Annotated in this window: 13 protein-coding genes; 9 read left to right on the top strand and 4 right to left on the bottom strand. The window is 50.7% G+C overall.

What is annotated here, in order from left to right:
* The first annotated feature begins 4 nt into the window (after positions 1–4).
* On the top strand, positions 5–937 hold the full coding sequence (gene arcC, locus FEK50_RS09240) for a carbamate kinase (protein WP_130207792.1): 933 nt from the start codon (positions 5–7) through the stop codon (positions 935–937).
* 219 nt (positions 938–1,156) lie between these two features.
* On the opposite strand, the gene yqeB is transcribed toward arcC, so the two are convergent.
* Positions 1,157–2,782 carry a selenium-dependent molybdenum cofactor biosynthesis protein YqeB gene (gene yqeB, locus FEK50_RS09235; RefSeq protein ID WP_131161992.1) on the bottom strand — a complete coding sequence of 542 codons (1,626 nt, stop codon included), beginning with the start codon at positions 2,780–2,782 and terminating at the stop codon, positions 1,157–1,159.
* Positions 2,783–2,829: 47 nt separating this feature from the next.
* Positions 2,830–3,600 (bottom strand): selenium cofactor biosynthesis protein YqeC, encoded by a 771-nt coding sequence (gene yqeC, locus FEK50_RS09230; RefSeq protein WP_131161991.1) that lies wholly within the window; start codon positions 3,598–3,600, stop codon positions 2,830–2,832.
* Positions 3,601–3,692: 92 nt separating this feature from the next.
* Between yqeC and mocA the strand changes: the two genes are divergently transcribed.
* The 8 genes from mocA to ghxQ all read left to right on the top strand — a co-directional run bounded on the left by mocA (position 3,693) and on the right by ghxQ (position 17,024).
* Positions 3,693–4,271 (top strand): molybdenum cofactor cytidylyltransferase, encoded by a 579-nt coding sequence (gene mocA / locus FEK50_RS09225; protein WP_131161990.1) that lies wholly within the window; start codon positions 3,693–3,695, stop codon positions 4,269–4,271.
* A 322-nt stretch (positions 4,272–4,593) separates the two neighbouring features.
* Entirely contained in the window at positions 4,594–7,692 is a 3,099-nt protein-coding gene (ygfK, locus tag FEK50_RS09220; protein WP_131161989.1) for a putative selenate reductase subunit YgfK, read from the top strand.
* A gap of 2 nt (positions 7,693–7,694) precedes the next feature.
* Positions 7,695–9,023: a putative aminohydrolase SsnA gene (gene ssnA, locus FEK50_RS09215; RefSeq protein WP_131161988.1), complete on the top strand. Its 1,329-nt coding sequence runs from the start codon at positions 7,695–7,697 to the stop codon at positions 9,021–9,023.
* A 50-nt stretch (positions 9,024–9,073) separates the two neighbouring features.
* Positions 9,074–9,853, top strand: a complete 780-nt coding sequence (gene ygfM / locus FEK50_RS09210; RefSeq protein ID WP_131161987.1) for a molybdopterin-dependent oxidoreductase FAD-binding subunit — start codon at positions 9,074–9,076, stop codon at positions 9,851–9,853.
* A complete protein-coding gene (locus FEK50_RS09205) occupies positions 9,850–12,720 on the top strand; it encodes a molybdopterin-dependent oxidoreductase Mo/Fe-S-binding subunit (protein WP_131161986.1) in 2,871 nt (956 codons plus the stop codon). The genes ygfM and FEK50_RS09205 overlap by 4 nt, the downstream gene beginning before the upstream one ends.
* Before the next feature lie 166 nt (positions 12,721–12,886).
* Positions 12,887–14,287, top strand: coding sequence for a xanthine/proton symporter XanQ (xanQ, locus tag FEK50_RS09200; protein WP_131161985.1), 1,401 nt, complete (start codon positions 12,887–12,889; stop codon positions 14,285–14,287).
* A 17-nt stretch (positions 14,288–14,304) separates the two neighbouring features.
* Complete coding sequence (gene guaD / locus FEK50_RS09195; RefSeq protein ID WP_131162014.1) at positions 14,305–15,621, top strand: guanine deaminase; 1,317 nt, start codon at positions 14,305–14,307, stop codon at positions 15,619–15,621.
* A 35-nt stretch (positions 15,622–15,656) separates the two neighbouring features.
* Positions 15,657–17,024 (top strand): guanine/hypoxanthine transporter GhxQ, encoded by a 1,368-nt coding sequence (ghxQ, locus tag FEK50_RS09190; protein ID WP_130207810.1) that lies wholly within the window; start codon positions 15,657–15,659, stop codon positions 17,022–17,024.
* Positions 17,025–17,057: 33 nt separating this feature from the next.
* Here the strand turns inward: ghxQ and FEK50_RS09185 are convergent, their stop codons facing one another.
* Entirely contained in the window at positions 17,058–17,546 is a 489-nt protein-coding gene (locus FEK50_RS09185; protein ID WP_131161984.1) for a 4Fe-4S dicluster domain-containing protein, read from the bottom strand.
* Positions 17,546–19,465: a formate-dependent uric acid utilization protein YgfT gene (gene ygfT, locus FEK50_RS09180; RefSeq protein WP_131161983.1), complete on the bottom strand. Its 1,920-nt coding sequence runs from the start codon at positions 19,463–19,465 to the stop codon at positions 17,546–17,548. Before ygfT ends, FEK50_RS09185 begins: the two co-directional genes overlap by 1 nt.
* Positions 19,466–19,891 lie beyond the last annotated feature (426 nt).

Here is a 19,891-nt window from a genome sequence, read left to right as displayed (position 1 = left end):
AAAAATGAGTAAGAAAATTGTTCTCGCCCTCGGCGGGAATGCGCTGGGCGACGATCTGGCTGGACAAATGAAAGCGGTAAAAATTACGTCTCAGGCAATTGTTGATTTAATTGCCCAGGGACATGAAGTTATCGTCACTCATGGTAATGGACCACAGGTAGGCATGATTAACCAGGCATTCGAAGCCGCTGCAAAAACTGAAGCGCATTCACCGATGCTGCCAATGTCTGTCTGTGTTGCGTTGAGTCAGGGATATATTGGTTACGATCTGCAAAACGCCTTAAGAGAAGAACTGCTTTCTCGTGGCATTAATAAACCCGTTGCAACGCTGGTTACCCAGGTCGAAGTCGACGCTAACGATCCGGCCTTCCTCAACCCAACCAAACCGATCGGTTCGTTCTTTACCGAGCAGGAAGCAGAGCAACTGACAAAACAAGGCTATACCCTGAAAGAAGATGCGGGTCGCGGCTATCGTCGTGTCGTTGCTTCGCCTAAGCCGGTAGATATTGTTGAAAAAGAGACAGTTAAAGCGCTGGTAGATGCAGGACAGGTTGTGATCACCGTTGGTGGTGGCGGTATTCCTGTGATTCGAGAAGGTAACCATCTGCGCGGCGCCAGTGCGGTTATCGATAAAGACTGGGCCAGCGCCCGTTTAGCAGAAATGATCGATGCCGATATGCTGATCATTCTGACTGCTGTAGAAAAAGTGGCGATTAACTTCGGTAAAGAGAATGAGCAGTGGCTCGATCGCCTGTCATTGGCCGATGCAGAACGCTTTATCGAAGAAGGGCATTTTGCAAAAGGTTCTATGCTGCCGAAAGTGGAAGCCGCCGCATCATTTGCCCGCTCTCGCGCAGGTCGCGAAGCACTGATTACCGTGTTGAGCAAAGCGAAAGAAGGGATTGAAGGAAAAACCGGAACGGTGATTTCTCAGTAATTTATTGGCCGGGTGGCGATGCCATTCGGCCAAAGATTGTTAACAAAGTGCGCGTTATTGATGCCGGATGCGGCGTGAACGCCTTACTCAGTCTACAAAACATCTAATATTCAATGGGTTGCAAAGCATTTGTAGGCATAATAAGCGCAGCGCATCAGGCAATTTGGCGTTTGTCATCAGTCTCAGGCCGGGTGGGTAATACCATCCGGCCATTTGCATTTAAGCCACTTCCAGTACTTCTTTCGTCGCTTTAACGCCCTGATGCATCAACATCATTAACGCCTCAAGTACGCCACCACCAATCGCCCGGGCTTTATCAGAAACGCTGGTGAAATCAGCCGTTTCACCACGAGGATCGATATCACCGATTTTAAAGCCACCGACCACCGCCAGCCCGTCATTAAGTAAACCACGCACCATTCCCGTCAGCGGCGCTTTTATTTCATGCTCGCCAATCCAGGCAATAACATCGCCCTCTTGTACCAGATCGCCTAACTTCACGTTGGACCGCATGATACCTGCCGCCGGAGCGCGAATAACTCGCCGGGTGGTATGCCCCATAATATTACCGGGAACGCCAGTGTTCTCCTGTGCGCAACCAGAGTAAATAACCTGTCCCAACCAATGCCCACGATTTGTTTCAATCACCGCATGACAATCTTTACCTGCGGTAAAGCCCGGCCCAAGCGCGATCGTCACTGGAGCCATGTCTGCACGCGTACCCAAATTCTGTTTCGCCAGAATAGCGTCCACCACACAAAGTGGTTTCAGCTCATCAAGCAGTAAACAGTCGGGGTCAACTATCACGGGAATAAACCCACGCTCAGTCAGTTTCATCGCCTCTACAGCGCTGGTTGCCAGTCGGGCGGTGACGCCTTCAACCGTCATTTCGTCATCGAACACGGCCTGGGCAAACGCCACGGTACAACGAATCACCGTCGGTTTTTCCACTTCCAGCATGATCACTTTAAAACCAGCATGATACAGACGTAGCGCCACACCACTGGCGATATCCCCCGCACCGCGAATCACCACCAGCTGGTGTCCGGAAGGATGAGAAGGTTTCATCATCAGCCCACCCGGCGCGTTATTTTTCACCTGTAATATTTCTGCCAGAACGCTGATAGCGATCTCCTGCGGCGTTTCCGCACCTATGTTGTAGCCCACCGGTGCGTGCAAACGGGCAATATGTTCTTCAGCCACGCCTTTCTCACGCAATTGACGCAGGAAAAGCTGAACCTTGCGGCGACTGGCCAGCAACCCCAACCATGCAATGGGTTGTTCAATGAGTTTATCGAGGGCTTCACGATCCTGATTATTCGTGGCAATCAGGACAAAATTATCAGGGCGAATATCCAGTGCTTCCACTGCCGCGCCAAACGACTCAGCATGAACAAGCGCAGTTGATGGCGGGAAAAGTTCAGTATTCAGGCTTTCGCGGTAAATATCGGCAACAGCAATATCAAACCCCAGCAGTGCTGCGCTTTGGGCTATCGCCCGGTTAACATGCCCCGCGCCGATCAACACCAGCCGGGGTCGCATACCATGTACGCTGATAAACACTGACATTGCGCCTCCGCAATCTGAGCCGACGGCATCCGTGCCGTTACGCGCCATGCGTCCATGGAATAATCGTGGCTTACGTTCCTGCAATGCCTGAAGCGACTCTTCAATCACCTTCCGCTCAACCATTCCCCCGCCAATTGTACCGACGATAGAACCATCGGCGCGCACTAACATTTGTGCAGAATGGCGGGGAGTAGAGCCTCGGCTATCTACAATTTGCGCTATTGCAAAAGGACAATTTTGCTCTTCGAGTTTTGCAGCCTCTGTGAAAATATTCATACCAACCTCAATCGATATCCATTCAGTAACCCGGAAGGCCCGGGCCGCTAATTCACAAATCTGCGCGCGATTGCAGGATGTTCTTGTATATCGCCCAGCCAGATTGCCTCTACGTCATGTTGTTGCAGCGGCTGAAGTAGCTCGCTTTGCGCAATCGCATTCTCACATTGAGAAAAACGGTTAATGAACCAGATTCGTCGACAGCCTTGTGGTACGTTTTTAAACGCGCCCTGAGGGTGACGAACCAGCGCAACGAGATCGCTCAGTTGCAAGGTTGCATCAGGTGTTAACCCGGTAATATCAGCAAACTGCGACCAGCGATGGACATTTTCCGTGCCAACTTGCGCGCCCAAAATATGCCCTCCCATCACAGCAATCACGCAGCAACTGCTTTTGGGTATGCAAGGTTCGTGCTCATCAGGCGCTTTTAACGGCATTCCACGCGAGCCATCTGCCTCAATGAGAATTACGTCACACTCTGGTCGTTGCACCAGTGCATCAATCACTTCTGGCGTAAATCCCTGCACTTTTCCCTGGTTCGCTTTCCAGCGGTGAAAACAAAATGAAATGGGGAATTTGAGAGACGAGTGAGGAAGCATTGCGGGATCACGACAGAAAACCACGGGCCAGTGAGAATCTGGCATAAACATATGTGTGGTCGTAGTAATTAACACGCGCCTGCCTATGGACTGAAATAACTGCGCCAGCCAAAAAAGCAGACTGGTTTTCCCCCCAGCGCCAACAACAGAAATCACAGTGGGGTGTTTCTGCGCGCCTAAATCAATGAATAACGCCGATGGGTCAATTATACTTTTCACGAGTCTTCATGGACCTCTCTGAGGTAAATACGCATTAATCAGGGAGTAACACATTTTCAGGCGTTATTAGCCCATATAATAATGGAACCACTATGTCAGCCATCGACTGTATAATTACCGCGGCCGGATTATCATCAAGAATGGGGCAATGGAAAATGATGTTACCCTGGCAACAGGGAACAATTCTTGACGCGAGTATCAAAAATGCGTTGCAGTTTTGTAGCCGAATTATTTTGGTCACTGGTTATCGCGGCAATGAACTGCATAATCGCTACGCTAGCCATAGCAACATTAGTATTATCTACAATCCAGATTATGCGCAGGGGTTACTGACTTCGGTAAAAGCCGCAGCGCCAGCGGTACAAACAGAACATTGTTTTCTCACTCATGGTGATATGCCAACCATCAACAGAGATATCTTTCTAAAAATCTGGAAGTTACGAAACAACGGAGCCATACTCCCGCTCCATAATGGTACGCCTGGCCATCCGATTTTAGTGTCAAAATCCTGCCTGATGCAGGCGGTCAAACAACCTAATGTTACCCATATGCGCCAGGCATTACTCATGGGCGAACATTATTTCGTCGAAATGGAAAATGAAGAAATAATTTTAGATATTGATACTCCAAATGACTTTATTGATGCGCAAAAAAAGTATACTAAAATTTAGAAAAGCCAGTTAAACGATTGCGTTCAAATATTAAATCCACTCAGTACATCTTTATCATAATGATACAGAATCACTGATTTTGAGAAATGAGAAAAAGTGATAAAACGCATGACAACAATAATACCTAGGAGTGATTTTAATTCTCATTTAACTCCTGTGAGATCATTCACAAAAGCCCCTTAAGTTTCGAGGCGCTTCACATTTTTTTATATTTCCTGGCGAACATGGCAAGAGTGGTGTGATTGTTGCTCTATCCCCCTAAACCACCGGATTTCTCAATACCGGTCACTCAATGATATCTGTGTAAGCTAAGGAGAGGGTTATGGGGGATATTATGCGTCCCATTCCGTTTGAGGAACTTTTGACGCGCATATTTGATGAATACCAACAACAACGCTCAATCTTTGGTATTCCCGAGCAACAGTTTTACTCACCCGCAAAAGGTAAATCTGTCGGTGTTTTCGGTGAAACCTGTGCGACACCAGTCGGCCCCGCCGCAGGTCCGCACACGCAACTCGCACAAAACATCGTCACTTCCTGGCTGACTGGCGGACGCTTCATCGAACTTAAAACAGTACAAATCCTCGATCGTCTGGAGCTGGAAAAGCCCTGTATCGACGCCGAAGACGAGTGTTTTAACACCGAATGGTCCACCGAATTTACCCTGCTTAAAGCGTGGGATGAATACCTCAAAGCCTGGTTCGCCCTGCATCTTCTCGAAGCTATGTTCCAGCCGTCCGAGTCCGGTAAATCATTCATCTTTAATATGAGCGTCGGTTACAACCTCGAAGGCATTAAACAACCACCCATGCAGCAGTTCATCGATAATATGATGGACGCGTCTGCACATCCGAAGTTTGCACAATACCGCGATACGCTTCATAAACTACTCCAGAATGACGCATTTTTAGCCCGCCACGGTTTGCAGGAAAAACGTGAAAGTTTGCAGGCCTTATCGGCACGTATCCCCACCAGCATGGTACAAGGCGTTACCCTCTCCACGATGCACGGCTGCCCTCCACATGAAATCGAAGCCATTTGCCGTTACATGCTGGAAGAAAAAGAGCTCAATACCTTCGTGAAACTCAACCCGACTTTATTGGGTTACGCGCGAGTGCGCGAGATTCTCGATAGCTGTGGTTTCGATTACATTGGCTTAAAAGAAGAGTCATTTGATCACGATCTCAAGCTAACCCAGGCGCTGGAAATGCTGGAACGCCTGATGGCGCTGGCGAAAGAAAAATCGCTCGGCTTTGGCGTCAAACTGACTAACACCCTCGGCACCATCAACAATAAAGGCGCACTGCCTGGCGAAGAGATGTATATGTCCGGGCGTGCGCTGTTCCCGCTCTCCATCAATGTCGCTGCAGTTCTTTCCCGCGCCTTTGACGGCAAACTGCCTATCTCTTATTCCGGTGGCGCCAGCCAGTTAACTATCCGCGATATTTTCGATACCGGTATTCGCCCGATAACCATGGCAACTGACCTGCTGAAACCTGGTGGCTATCTGCGCTTAAGCGCTTGCATGCGCGAACTGGAAGGGTCAGACGCCTGGGAGCTTAACCGTGTTGACGTCGAACGGCTGAACAGGCTGGCAGCAGATGCGCTAACTATGGAATACACCCAGAAACACTGGAAGCCAGAAGAGCGTATTGAAGTGGCAGAAGACCTGCCACTGACCGACTGCTACGTTGCCCCCTGTGTTACTGCTTGTGCCATCAAACAGGATATTCCGGAATATATTCGCCTGCTGGGGGAACATCGCTATGCCGACGCGCTGGAACTTATCTACCAACGCAACGCCCTGCCCGCGATTACCGGCCATATTTGCGATCACCAGTGCCAGTACAACTGTACTCGTCTGGATTACGACAGTGCGTTGAATATCCGCGAACTGAAAAAAGTCGCCCTGGAAAAAGGCTGGGATGAATATAAGCAACGCTGGCACAAACCAGCCGGTTCTGGTTCTCGTCATCCGGTTGCTGTAATTGGCGCCGGTCCGGCGGGCCTGGCTGCAGGTTACTTCCTTGCCAGAGCAGGTCATCCGGTCACGCTGTTTGAACGCGAAGCTAACGCGGGCGGCGTGGTGAAAAATATCATTCCTCAGTTCCGTATCCCGGCTGAGTTAATTCAGCACGATATCGATTTTGTTGCCGATCACGGCGTGAAATTTGAGTACGGTTGCTCGCCGGACCTGACCGTCGAACAGTTAAAAAATCAGGGCTTCCACTACGTTCTGATTGCCACAGGTACTGATAAAAATAGCGGTGTGAAACTGGCGGGCGACAACCAGAATGTCTGGAAATCTCTCCCCTTCCTGCGCGAGTACAACAAGGGTACTGCGCTCAAGCTGGGTAAACATGTGGTGGTTGTCGGGGCGGGTAACACCGCAATGGACTGCGCCCGTGCGGCATTACGCGTGCCTGGCGTTGAAAAAGCAACCGTCGTTTACCGTCGTTCACTGCAAGAGATGCCAGCATGGCGCGAAGAGTATGAAGAAGCACTGCACGATGGCGTGGAGTTCCGTTTCCTGAACAATCCTGAACGCTTCGATGCTGATGGCACCTTAACGTTGCGCGTCATGTCACTTGGCGAACCTGATGAGAAAGGTCGTCGCCGCCCGGTAGAAACCAACGAAACGGTAACACTGCACGTAGACAGTTTGATTACCGCCATTGGCGAACAACAGGATACTGAAGCCCTGAATACGATGGGCGTGCCGCTGGACAACAACGGCTGGCCAGACGTCGACCATAACGGTGAAACCCGCCTGACTAATGTCTTTATGATCGGTGACGTACAGCGCGGACCGTCCTCCATTGTCGCGGCTGTCGGCACAGCTCGTCGGGCATCGGATGCCATTCTTAGCCGGGAAAATATCCGTTCACACCAAAGCGATAAATACTGGAACAACGTCAACCCGACGGAAATCTACCAACGCAAAGGCGATATCTCTGTCACCCTGGTGAACAGCGATGATCGTGACGCGTTTGTCGCTCAGGAAGCCGCACGTTGCCTTGAATGTAACTACGTTTGCAGCAAGTGTGTGGATGTCTGCCCGAACCGCGCCAACGTGTCAATTGCGGTCCCTGGATTCCAGAACCGTTTCCAGACACTGCACCTGGACGCCTACTGCAACGAATGCGGCAACTGCGCCCAGTTCTGCCCGTGGAACGGTAAACCGTACAAAGACAAAATCACCGTCTTTAGCCTGTCGCAAGATTTTGATAACAGCAGCAACCCAGGCTTCCTGGTGGAAGATTGCCGAGTACGCGTGCGTCTGAATAACCAAAGCTGGGTGTTAAACATCGACAGCGAAGGCCAGTTCAATAACGTACCGCCAGAGCTGAACGATATGTGCCGCATCATTAGCCATGTCCACCAGCATCATCATTATCTGCTGGGCCGCGTGGAGGTGTAATCATGTTGATTCTGAAGAATGTCACCGCAGTACAGCTACACCCGGCGAAAGTGCAGGAAGGCGTCGATATCGCCATCGAAAATGATGTGATTATCGCTATCGGCAACGCCCTGACACACCGCTACCCTGAAGCCAACTACAAAGAGATGCATGGTCGGATTGTAATGCCGGGGATTGTCTGCTCGCACAACCATTTTTACTCGGGGCTTTCCCGCGGAATTATGGCAAACATCGCCCCCTGCCCGGACTTCATCTCGACGCTGAAAAACCTGTGGTGGCGGCTCGATCGCGCCCTTGATGAAGAATCTCTCTACTACAGCGGACTGATTTGTTCACTGGAAGCAATCAAGAGCGGATGTACATCGGTTATCGATCACCATGCTTCTCCAGCGTATATCGGCGGGTCGCTCTCAACGCTGCGCAACGCATTTTTAAAAGTTGGCCTGCGCGCGATGACCTGTTTTGAAACCACTGACCGTAACAACGGCATTAAAGAGTTACAGGAAGGGGTAGAAGAAAATATCCGCTTCGCCCGTCAGATTGATGATGCGAAGAAAGCGGCAACCGAGCCGTATCTGGTAGAAGCGCATATCGGCGCTCACGCCCCGTTTACCGTGCCGGATGCTGGGCTGGAAATGCTGCGCGAAGCAGTGAAAGCTACCGGGCGTGGTTTACACATTCACGCCGCTGAAGACCTTTACGACGTTTCTCACAGTCACCACAGGTACGGCAAAGACCTGCTGGTACGGCTGGCAGAATACGATCTCATCGACAGCAAAACGCTGGTTGCTCACGGTCTGTATTTGTCAAAAGAAGATATTGCTCTGCTCAATCAGCGCGATGCGTTCCTGGTGCATAACGCTCGTTCCAACATGAACAACCACGTCGGCTACAACCATCACCTTAGCGATATTCGCAATCTGGCGTTGGGAACCGACGGCATTGGTTCAGATATGTTTGAAGAGATGAAATTCGCCTTCTTTAAACATCGCGATGCGGGTGGTCCGCTATGGCCTGACAGTTTTGCCAAAGCCCTGACTAACGGCAACGAACTGATAAGCCGCAACTTTGGCGCGAAATTTGGCCTCCTGGAAGCCGGTTATAAAGCAGATTTAACCATTTGCGATTACAACTCGCCGACGCCGCTGCTGGCAGACAATATCGCTGGACATATCGCCTTTGGTATGGGGTCAGGCAGCGTTCACAGCGTGATGGTCAACGGCGTGATGGTCTATGAAGATCGTCAGTTTAACTTCGATTGCGATTCCATTTATGCGCAAGCCAGAAAAGCCGCTGCCAGTATGTGGCGTCGTATGGATGCATTGGCATAAATGACAAAAACCCTCTTCCTTCAGGGAAGAGGGTTAAATAAGGAAAGAAGATGATTGAACAATTTTTCAGGCCCGACTCTGTCGAACAGGCGCTGGAACTGAAGCGCCGCTACCAGGATGAAGCCGTCTGGTTTGCCGGCGGCAGCAAACTCAACGCCACGCCAACCCGCACCGATAAAAAGATTGCCATTTCCTTACAGGATCTGGAACTGGACTGGGTTGACTGGGATAACGGCGCACTGCGTATTGGTGCAATGTCTCGCTTACAGCCACTGCGTGATGCGCGCTTTATTCCTGCGGCACTGCGCGAAGCACTCGGTTTTGTTTACTCTCGCCATGTTCGTAATCAGTCGACTATTGGTGGCGAAATCGCCGCCCAGCAGGAAGAATCGGTGTTGCTTCCCGTTCTGCTGGCTCTGGATGCTGAACTGGTTTTTGGCAATGGTGAAACACTGTCAATCGAAGAGTACCTGGCCTGCCCATGCGGTCGCCTGCTAACCGAAATCATCATTAAAGATCCGTACCGCACCTGTGCGACTCGCAAAATTAGCCGTTCCCAGGCTGGATTAACGGTAGTGACAGCAGCCGTAGCGTTAACCGACCACGACGGTATGCGAATTGCGCTGGATGGCGTCACCAGTAAAGCACTGCGTCTGCACGATGTCGAAAAACAAAATTTGGAAGGCTATGCACTTGAACAGGCTGTCGCCAACGCCATTTTCCCGCAGGAAGATTTGCGGGGCAGCGTGGCCTATAAACGCTATATCACGGGAGTTCTGGTAGCCGACCTGTATGCCGACTGCCAACAGGCTGGGGAGGAAGCCGTATGAATATCCACTTTACTTTAAATGGCGCGTCCCAGGAGCTAAAGGCCAATCCTGGTGAGAACGTGCAAAAGCTGTTGTTTGGCATGGGTATGCACTCTGTGCGCAACAGTGATGATGGCTTCGGTTTTGCCGGTTCTGACGCGATTCTTTTTAACGGTAATATCCTTAACGCCTCCCTGTTGATAGCAGCACAGTTAGAAAACGCAGACATTCTCACCACTGAATCCTTAGGCAAATGGAATGAATTAAGTCTGGTTCAACAGGCAATGGTTGATGTCGGCGTGGTGCAGTCTGGTTATAACGATCCGGCTGCGGCCCTGATTATCACCGATCTTCTCGATCGCATCGCCACACCAACCCGCGAAGAGATCGACGACGCGCTTTCTGGTCTGTTCAGCCGCGATGCTGGCTGGCAGCAATACTACCAGGTCATTGAACTGGCGGTTGCACGTAAAAATAACCCACAGGCTACGATTGATATCGCCCCAACTTTCCGCGATGACCTTGAAGTTATTGGTAAACATTACCCGAAAACCGACGCTGCCAAAATGGTGCAGGCGAAACCCTGCTATGTTGAAGACCGCGTAACCGCTGACGCCTGCGTCATTAAAATGTTACGTAGCCCACACGCTCACGCACTGATTACCCATCTGGATGTCAGTAAAGCCGAGACTTTACCGGGCGTTGTTCACGTTATTACTCACCTGAATTGCCCGGATATCTACTACACACCTGGTGGTCAGAGCGCACCGGAACCGTCACCGCTTGACCGCCGTATGTTCGGCAAGAAAATGCGCCACGTCGGCGATCGCGTGGCTGCGGTCGTAGCTGAAAATGAAGAAATTGCGCTCGAAGCACTGAAGCTCATCGACGTTGAATATGAGGTGCTTAAGCCAGTAATGTCGATTGACGAGGCAATGGCGGAAGATGCGCCTGTCGTACACGATGAACCGGTGGTGTATGTTGCTGGTGCGCCAGATACTCTGGAAGACGATAACAGCCATGCAGCCCAGCGCGGCGAGCATATGATCATCAACTTCCCTATCGGTTCTCGCCCTCGCAAAAATATCGCCGCCAGTATTCATGGTCATATTGGTGATATGGACAAAGGCTTTGCCGACGCCGATGTGATCATTGAACGAACCTATAATTCAACTCAGGCACAACAGTGCCCGACTGAAACACACATCTGCTTTACCCGCATGGACGGCGATCGTCTGGTTATCCACGCGTCCACTCAAGTACCGTGGCACCTGCGTCGCCAGGTTGCGCGTCTCGTGGGCATGAAACAGCATAAAGTTCATGTCATTAAAGAACGCGTAGGCGGCGGTTTTGGGTCTAAACAGGACATCCTGCTGGAAGAAGTGTGCGCCTGGGCAACCTGCGTGACCGGGCGTCCGGTACTGTTCCGCTACACCCGTGAAGAAGAGTTTATTGCTAACACCTCTCGTCACGTCGCGAAAGTCACCGTCAAACTGGGGGCCAAAAAAGATGGTCGCCTGACGGCAGTGAAGATGGATTTCCGCGCCAACACAGGACCTTACGGCAACCACTCACTCACCGTACCGTGTAACGGACCGGCGCTATCACTGCCGTTATATCCGTGCGATAACGTCGATTTCCAGGTCACCACCTACTACAGCAACATCTGCCCAAATGGTGCTTATCAGGGTTATGGCGCACCGAAAGGTAACTTCGCTATCACTATGGCATTAGCAGAACTGGCTGAACAGTTGCAGATCGACCAGCTGGAAATTATCGAACGTAACCGGGTACACGAAGGGCAAGAGCTGAAGATTCTCGGCGCAATTGGCGAAGGTAAAGCGCCGACCTCCGTTCCTTCTGCTGCCAGCTGCGCACTGGAAGAGATCCTGCGTCAGGGGCGTGAGATGATCCAATGGTCTTCACCTAAAGCGCAGGAAGGTGACTGGTGCGTGGGTCGTGGCGTCGCCATTATTATGCAGAAATCAGGCATCCCTGATATCGATCAGGCTAACTGCATGATCAAACTGGAATCAGACGGTACATTTATCGTCCATTCTGGTGGTGCTGACATCGGTACGGGTCTGGATACTGTAGTCACTAAACTGGCGGCCGAAGTGCTGCATTGTCCACCGCAGGACGTGCATGTTATCTCCGGTGATACCGATCATGCGTTGTTTGATAAAGGCGCGTATGCCTCGTCCGGCACTTGCTTCTCAGGCAACGCCGCACGTATGGCAGCGGAAAATCTACGCGACAAAATCCTTTTCCACGGCGCGCAAATGTTGGGTGAGCCACTGGAAGATGTTCAACTGGCAACGCCGGGTGTCGTTCGCGGCAAGAAAGGCGAAGTCAGTTTCGGGGATATTGCCCATAAAGGCGAAACTGGTACTGGCTTTGGTTCACTGGTGGGAACAGCCAGTTACATCACGCCTGATTTCGCCTTCCCGTATGGGGCAAACTTCGCTGAAGTGGCCGTCAATACACGTACCGGTGAAATCCGCCTGGATAAATTCTACGCCTTGCTGGATTGCGGTACTCCGGTCAACCCGGAGTTAGCGTTGGGGCAGATCTACGGCGCTACCCTCCGAGCTATCGGCCACAGCATGAGCGAAGAGATCATTTATGACGCCAAAGGACACCCATTAACGCGTGATTTACGCAGCTATGGCGCGCCGAAAATTGGCGACATTCCGCGTGATTTCCGCGCTGTGCTGGTGCCGAGTGACGATAAAGTCGGCCCATTCGGGGCGAAATCAATCTCGGAGATCGGCGTGAACGGTGCAGCACCGGCAATTGCTACCGCAATTCACGATGCTTGCGGCATTTGGTTACGCGAATGGCATTTCACACCGGAGAAAATACTCACCGCACTGAAAAAAATATAAATAATAAATGGCCGCTTCGGCGGCCAGTTTCCCTTGTATTAAAGATAACTAATTAGTAACTGCGAAAATGAGATAAGCCGTTCTCAAGGCGTCCTGCGCCCCAAATTCGTGGGAATTTATTTTACTGATTCAGATGATCAAATTTACTTTATAAAGGAGTGAAGGGATGTCTGATATAAACCATGCAGGTTCTGACCTTATATTTGAACTGGAGGATCGCCCTCCTTTTCATCAGGCTATCGTTGGTGCCATTACCCATCTATTGGCAATTTTCGTCCCAATGGTAACACCCGCGCTAATTGTGGGGGCGGCCTTACAACTTTCCGCAGAAACCACTGCCTACCTGGTTTCCATGGCGATGATCGCTTCTGGCATTGGTACCTGGTTGCAGGTAAATCGTTATGGCATCGTCGGTTCTGGTCTACTCTCAATTCAGTCAGTCAATTTTTCATTTGTGACAGTCATGATTGCGCTGGGTAGCAGCATGAAAAGCGACGGTTTTCATGAAGAATTAATCATGTCGTCACTCCTCGGCGTCTCCTTCGTTGGTGCCTTTCTGGTGGTCGGAGCCTCTTTTATTCTTCCTTATTTACGCAGAGTAATTACTCCCACTGTCAGTGGTATTGTTGTACTGATGATCGGCTTAAGCCTGATTAAAGTTGGCATTATTGATTTTGGCGGTGGTTTTGCCGCCAAGAGCAGTGGCACGTTCGGCAACTACGAGCATCTTGGTGTTGGTTTACTGGTGCTGATTGTGGTTATTGGCTTTAACTGTTGTCGCAGTCCGCTACTACGTATGGGCGGAATCGCCATTGGTCTGTGCGTGGGTTATGCGGTTTCATTATGCCTTGGCATGGTGGACTTCAGCAGTTTACGCAATCTCCCCCTCATTACTATTCCCCATCCTTTCAAATACGGATTTAATTTCAACCTCCATCAGTTCCTGGTGGTCGGCACCATTTATCTGCTTAGTGTGCTGGAAGCGGTAGGGGATATCACCGCCACAGCAATGGTTTCCCGCCGCCCTATCCAGGGAGAAGAATATCAGTCACGCCTGAAAGGCGGCGTGCTGGCAGATGGTCTGGTTTCGGTTATCGCCTCCGCCGTCGGTTCATTACCATTAACCACTTTTGCACAAAATAATGGCGTAATACAGATGACTGGCGTCGCTTCACGTTATATCGGGCGCACCATTGCGGTAATGCTGGTTATCCTTGGATTATTTCCGATGATCGGCGGCTTCTTCACCACTATTCCCTCGGCAGTTCTGGGTGGTGCAATGACGTTGATGTTTTCCATGATTGCCATTGCGGGTATCCGCATCATTATTACCAACGGATTAAAGCGCCGTGAAACACTTATTGTCGCCACTTCTTTAGGTTTAGGACTTGGTGTTTCTTATGACCCCGAAATTTTTAAAATATTGCCCGCCTCAATATATGTATTAGTTGAAAATCCTATTTGTGCCGGAGGCCTAACTGCGATTTTATTAAATATTATCCTCCCTGGTGGCTACCGACAGGAAAACGTTCTGCCGGGTATTACCTCTGCGGAAGAGATGGATTAACAGTAAAGGAGTCAATGATGTCAGGGGAACACACGTTAAAAGCAGTACGAGGCAGTTTTATTGATGTCACCCGTACTGTCGATAATCCAGAAGAGATCGCTTCTGCGCTGCGATTTATTGAGGATGGTTTATTACTCATTAAACAGGGGAAAGTGGAATGGTTTGGTGAATGGGAACAGGGCAAGCATCAAATCCCGGACACCATTCGCGTCCGTGATTATCGCGGCAAACTGATAGTACCGGGCTTTGTCGATACGCATATCCATTATCCGCAGAGTGAAATGGTCGGTGCCTATGGCGAGCAGTTACTGGAATGGCTGAATAAACACACCTTCCCTACTGAGCGCCGTTATGAGGATTTAGAGTACGCCCGCGAAATGTCGGCATTCTTCATCAAGCAGCTTTTACGTAACGGAACCACCACGGCGCTGGTGTTTGGTACCGTCCATCCGCAATCCGTTGATGCACTGTTTGAAGCCGCCAGTCATATCAATATGCGCATGATTGCCGGTAAGGTGATGATGGACCGCAACGCACCGGATTATCTGCTCGATACTGCCGAAAGCAGCTATCACCAAAGCAAAGAACTGATCGAACGCTGGCACAAAAATGGTCGTCTGTTATATGCCATTACACCACGCTTCGCCCCAACATCTTCACCTGAACAGATGGCGATGGCGCAACGCCTGAAAGAAGAGTATCCAGATACGTGGGTACATACCCATCTCTGTGAAAACAAAGATGAAATTGCCTGGGTGAAATCACTCTATCCTGAACATGATGGTTATCTGGATGTTTACCACCAGTACGGGCTGACAGGGAAAAACTGCGTCTTTGCTCACTGCGTCCATCTCGAAGAAAAAGAGTGGGATCGTCTTAGCGAAACCAAATCCAGCATCGCTTTCTGCCCAACTTCAAACCTCTACCTGGGCAGTGGTCTATTCAACCTACAAAAAGCCTGGAAGAAAAAAGTCAAAGTGGGCATGGGAACTGACATTGGTGCCGGAACCACCTTCAACATGCTGCAAACGTTGAATGAAGCCTACAAAGTATTGCAGTTACAGGGATACCGCCTCTCCGCGTATGAAGCGTTTTACCTTGCCACCCTTGGTGGCGCGAAATCTCTGGGCCTTGATGACCTTATCGGCAACTTTTTACCCGGCAAAGAGGCTGATTTTGTGGTGATGGAACCCACTGCCACACCACTACAGCAGCTGCGCTATGACAACTCTGTTTCTTTAGTCGACAAATTGTTCGTGATGATGACGTTGGGCGATGACCGTTCGATCTACCGCACCTACGTTGATGGTCGTCTGGTGTACGAACGCAACTAATAATAAAACCTTAACATCCTCGTGAGGACATCATTATGTCTGGAGACATCCTACAAACACCGGTCGCACCAAAGCCACAGGGCGCGCTGGATAGTTATTTTAAAATAACCGCTCGTGGCAGTACCGTTCGCCAGGAAGTACTGGCAGGCTTAACCACCTTTCTGGCCATGGTTTATTCTGTAATCGTGGTTCCCGGCATGTTGGGCAAAGCTGGTTTTCCCCCTGCTGCAGTCTTTGTTGCTACTTGTCTGGTCGCGGGCTTCGGTTCGCTGCTAATGGGGCTGTGGGCCAATTTGCCAATGGCGATCGGCTGCGCCATCTCCTTGACGGCATTTACCGCATTCAGTCTGGTACTCGGGCAACAAATTAGCGTTCCCGTCGCGCTGGGCGCGGTCTTCCTGATGGGCCTCATCTTCACCGCCATCTCGGTAACCGGTATACGAACCTGGATCTTACGCAATTTACCGATGGGTATTGCCCACGGAACAGGCATTGGTATCGGCCTGTTCCTGCTGCTGATTGCAGCTAACGGCGTTGGTATGGTTATCAAAAACCCGATTGAAGGTTTACCGGTAGCGCTCGGGGCATTTACCTCTTTCCCTGTGATGATGAGCTTGCTGGGATTAGCGGTAATTTTTGGTCTGGAGAAGTGCCGCGTACCAGGAGGGATCTTACTGGTAATTATCGCCATCTCGATAATCGGCTTAATCTTTGACCCCGCGGTGGAATACCACGGTCTGGTGGCGATGCCGAGCCTGACAGGAGAAGATGGTAAGTCGCTAATTTTCAGCCTCGACATTATGGGTGCACTCCAGCCAACCGTTCTCCCGAGTGTACTGGCACTGGTGATGACCGCCGTATTTGATGCCACCGGCACCATCCGCGCAGTAGCCGGTCAGGCGAATCTCCTGGATAAAGACAACCAGATAATCAACGGTGGTAAAGCCCTGACCAGCGATTCCGTCAGCTCGATATTTTCTGGGCTGGTGGGCGCTGCGCCTGCGGCGGTCTATATCGAATCTGCGGCAGGAACCGCAGCGGGTGGCAAAACAGGTCTGACAGCGACGATTGTTGGCTTACTGTTCCTGTTGATTCTGTTTTTATCACCGTTATCGTTTCTGATCCCCGGTTATGCCACAGCTCCCGCACTGATGTACGTGGGTCTGCTGATGCTAAGTAACGTCTCAAAACTGGACTTCAATGACTTTATTGATGCGATGGCGGGCCTGGTTTGCGCTGTCTTTATCGTCCTGACCTGTAATATCGTCACCGGCATTATGCTGGGCTTTGTAACTCTCGTAGTGGGTCGTGTTTTTGCTCGCGAATGGAACAAACTCAATATTGGTACTGTCATCATAACTGTCGCCCTGGTCGCGTTTTACGCGGGTGGCTGGGCTATCTAGAAGAACCTCCGCGCCATACCGCGCGGAGTTTTGTCAGAGTGGATTCTTGCCGCTGGCAGCAATACGCTGCTGGCGGACTCGCCTGAGTTCTCCTTCGGTTAACAACTGCAACGCCTGCGTCGGGCAAGATGCAACGCAAGCCGGTCCCTCTTCCCGCTGTTCGCAAAGGTCACATTTCACGATTTCTGGCCGAACATTTCCCGGCACCATTTGAATTGTGATCATCCCAAACGGACACGCGCTGACGCAACTCTGGCAGCCGATACAACGGGCAGAATTTGCCTGCACCACCTGCTCACCCATCGTCAGCGCCTGCACGGGGCAGGCCCCAACGCAAGGCGCATTTTCGCACTGGTGACACATCACCGGAGCACTAATTCGATCCAAACGCTGCACCTTTAAGCGAGGCAAAAAGAAGCTGGCATTTAAAGTCTGCTCTGACGGATGGGCGACAACACAGGCTACTTCACAAGTGCGACAGCCAATACAGTCAGCCGGATTAACGATAATTAACGATTTCATCACGATGCCTTCGTATCAAACATAGTTAACATATCGCGCGCCGCCTGCCGTCCTGCCGCCATTGCAGTGACAACGAGATCCGCACCATGAACCGCGTCCCCCCCGGCAAAGACCTTTTTCAGATGCGTCTGAGTAGCGAAATATCCCGCGTCACCGGTTTTAATCAGTCCCCATTTATCGAGTTTTATTCCACTCCCCTGTAACCACGGCATTGCATGTGCCTGAAAACCAAACGCCATAATCAGAACATCGGCGGGCAGTTCAAACTCAGAGCCCGCCACCGGACGTGGACGACGGCGCCCATCTGGTCCCGGCTCGCCCATTGCGGTACGAATCAGGCCCACCGCAGTTAAACGCCCATCATCGTCACAAGCAATATATTGCGGCTGAACATTGAACTGAAACTCAACGCCTTCCTCGCGCGCGTTGACTACCTCTTTACGCGAACCGGGCATACTGACTTCATCACGGCGATACGCGCAGGTCACACTGGCAGCATTGAGGCGGATGGAAGTACGCAAACAATCCATTGTCGTATCGCCGCCACCCAAAACCACGACGCGTTTACCTTCAACATCCGTCAGCGGATACTCTTCAGACTCCGGCAGTCCCATAAGCTGGCGGGTATGGGCAGTCAGGAACGGGAGCGCCTGAATGACGCCCGGCGCATCTTCATGCGGCAGATCTGCACGCATCATGCCGTAAGTCCCCACGCCGAGGAAAACAGCATCATATTCCGCCGTTAATTCGTTGAAAGAGATATCGCGGCCAATTTCACAATTGAGATGAAAGTCGATTCCCATTGCGGTGAATATCTCCCGCCGCTGGCTTAATACCATTTTATCGAGCTTGAACGGAGGAATGCCAAAAGTCAGCATACCGCCAATTTCTGGATGGCGATCAAAGACATCAACATGAACACCCGCCCTCGCCAGAATGTCGGCACATCCCAGCCCCGCGGGTCCTGCGCCAATCACCGCCACTTTTTCTATGCGGGGAACAACCTGGCTGACATCAGGACGCCAGCCCATCGCCAGCGCAGTATCAGTAATATAGCGTTCCAGATTACCGATAGAGACTGCGCCAGAGTGATCTTTTAAAGTACATGCGCCTTCACAAAGCCGGTCCTGCGGACACACCCTACCGCAAATTTCCGGTAATGAACTGGTCTGGTGGCAGAGTTCTGCCGCTTCAATAATCTTCCCTTCCTGCACCAGGCGGACGTAATCAGGGATAGCGTTATGCAGCGGGCAATGCCAGTTACAGTTGGCTTTTTCGGCGCAATAGACACAACGGTCGCTTTCATACGCCGCTTGTTTTTGATCAAGGCCGCAATAAATTTCGCCAAAGTGGGTCTTCCGCTCGCTTGCTGTAACTTTATCTGCCCCTTTGCGTGGAGTGACAGGGAGCAATGCCTCGCGACGCGATGATTGTGGTTTTTCCGATGCTTTTCCCTCCGCCGTCCTGCGCTGTCGCAGCGTTTTCATCTGCTGCAAGCCGCTCTCATCCATCAGCCGCAACGCCTGGGTTGGGCAGACTTCAATACAGGCTTGCGCGCCGGAATTGCGCTGGTTACAAAGGTCACATTTCTGCGCAATAGCATCGACCATCTCAATTACCCCAAAGGGGCAAGCGATTGCGCATCTTTTACAACCAATGCATTTTTGTTCGTCCAGTTGTACGCTATCGGGCTGGAAAGTCAGAGCATTTACAGGGCAAGCCGTAACGCAGGGGGCATTGTTGCAATGATGGCAAGCCACTGGATTTGCAGCCAGACCTTTCCCAACAACGTGGATACGGGGTCGAAAATCACCATGACTCTGCGGCCAGTTTTCTTGATTATGAGCCACCGCACAGGCAATTTCACAGGCATGACAGCCTATACATTCCGCAGCATCAGCAGCGATAAACTTGTTCATTTGCATCCCTTTCATTTGATGAGTTATGTCTTCTCAAATGTCGCAATGCAATAAACGGGCATATATGAGGAAACGAGTCAGTTTTAATTATAATTTTGTGAGAGATATCAAATTATCGCCCCTCAATCTGTGCCGTTTTCAATATTTAAACATCGCCGTTCAAAAAAATGCCATCCGGATAAAAAGTATTAAATACGAGAGTGCGACATGCCAGAATGATTAATGAAATATCAATATGAGAAAATTAAAGATAATTTCATTGTCTATTTTTATTCTCATTTTCTCGGTTTAACCCCGATTATGTGATTGCCCCCGCATTTCCATCTTGTAACGTCCCCTCCTTGTGAAAACTGGCATCCCACGAGCATGTCATTAAAGAGTTTTAGTGAACGTAAACGGTTGCTTTTTACTCTGGCGAGCGAAAGG

Source organism: Escherichia sp. E2586 (assembly GCF_005781105.1).
GTDB lineage: Bacteria > Pseudomonadota > Gammaproteobacteria > Enterobacterales > Enterobacteriaceae > Escherichia.
The sequence above is the reverse complement of the archived record's forward strand: the minus strand, read 5'-3'. Positions and strand labels throughout refer to the sequence as shown.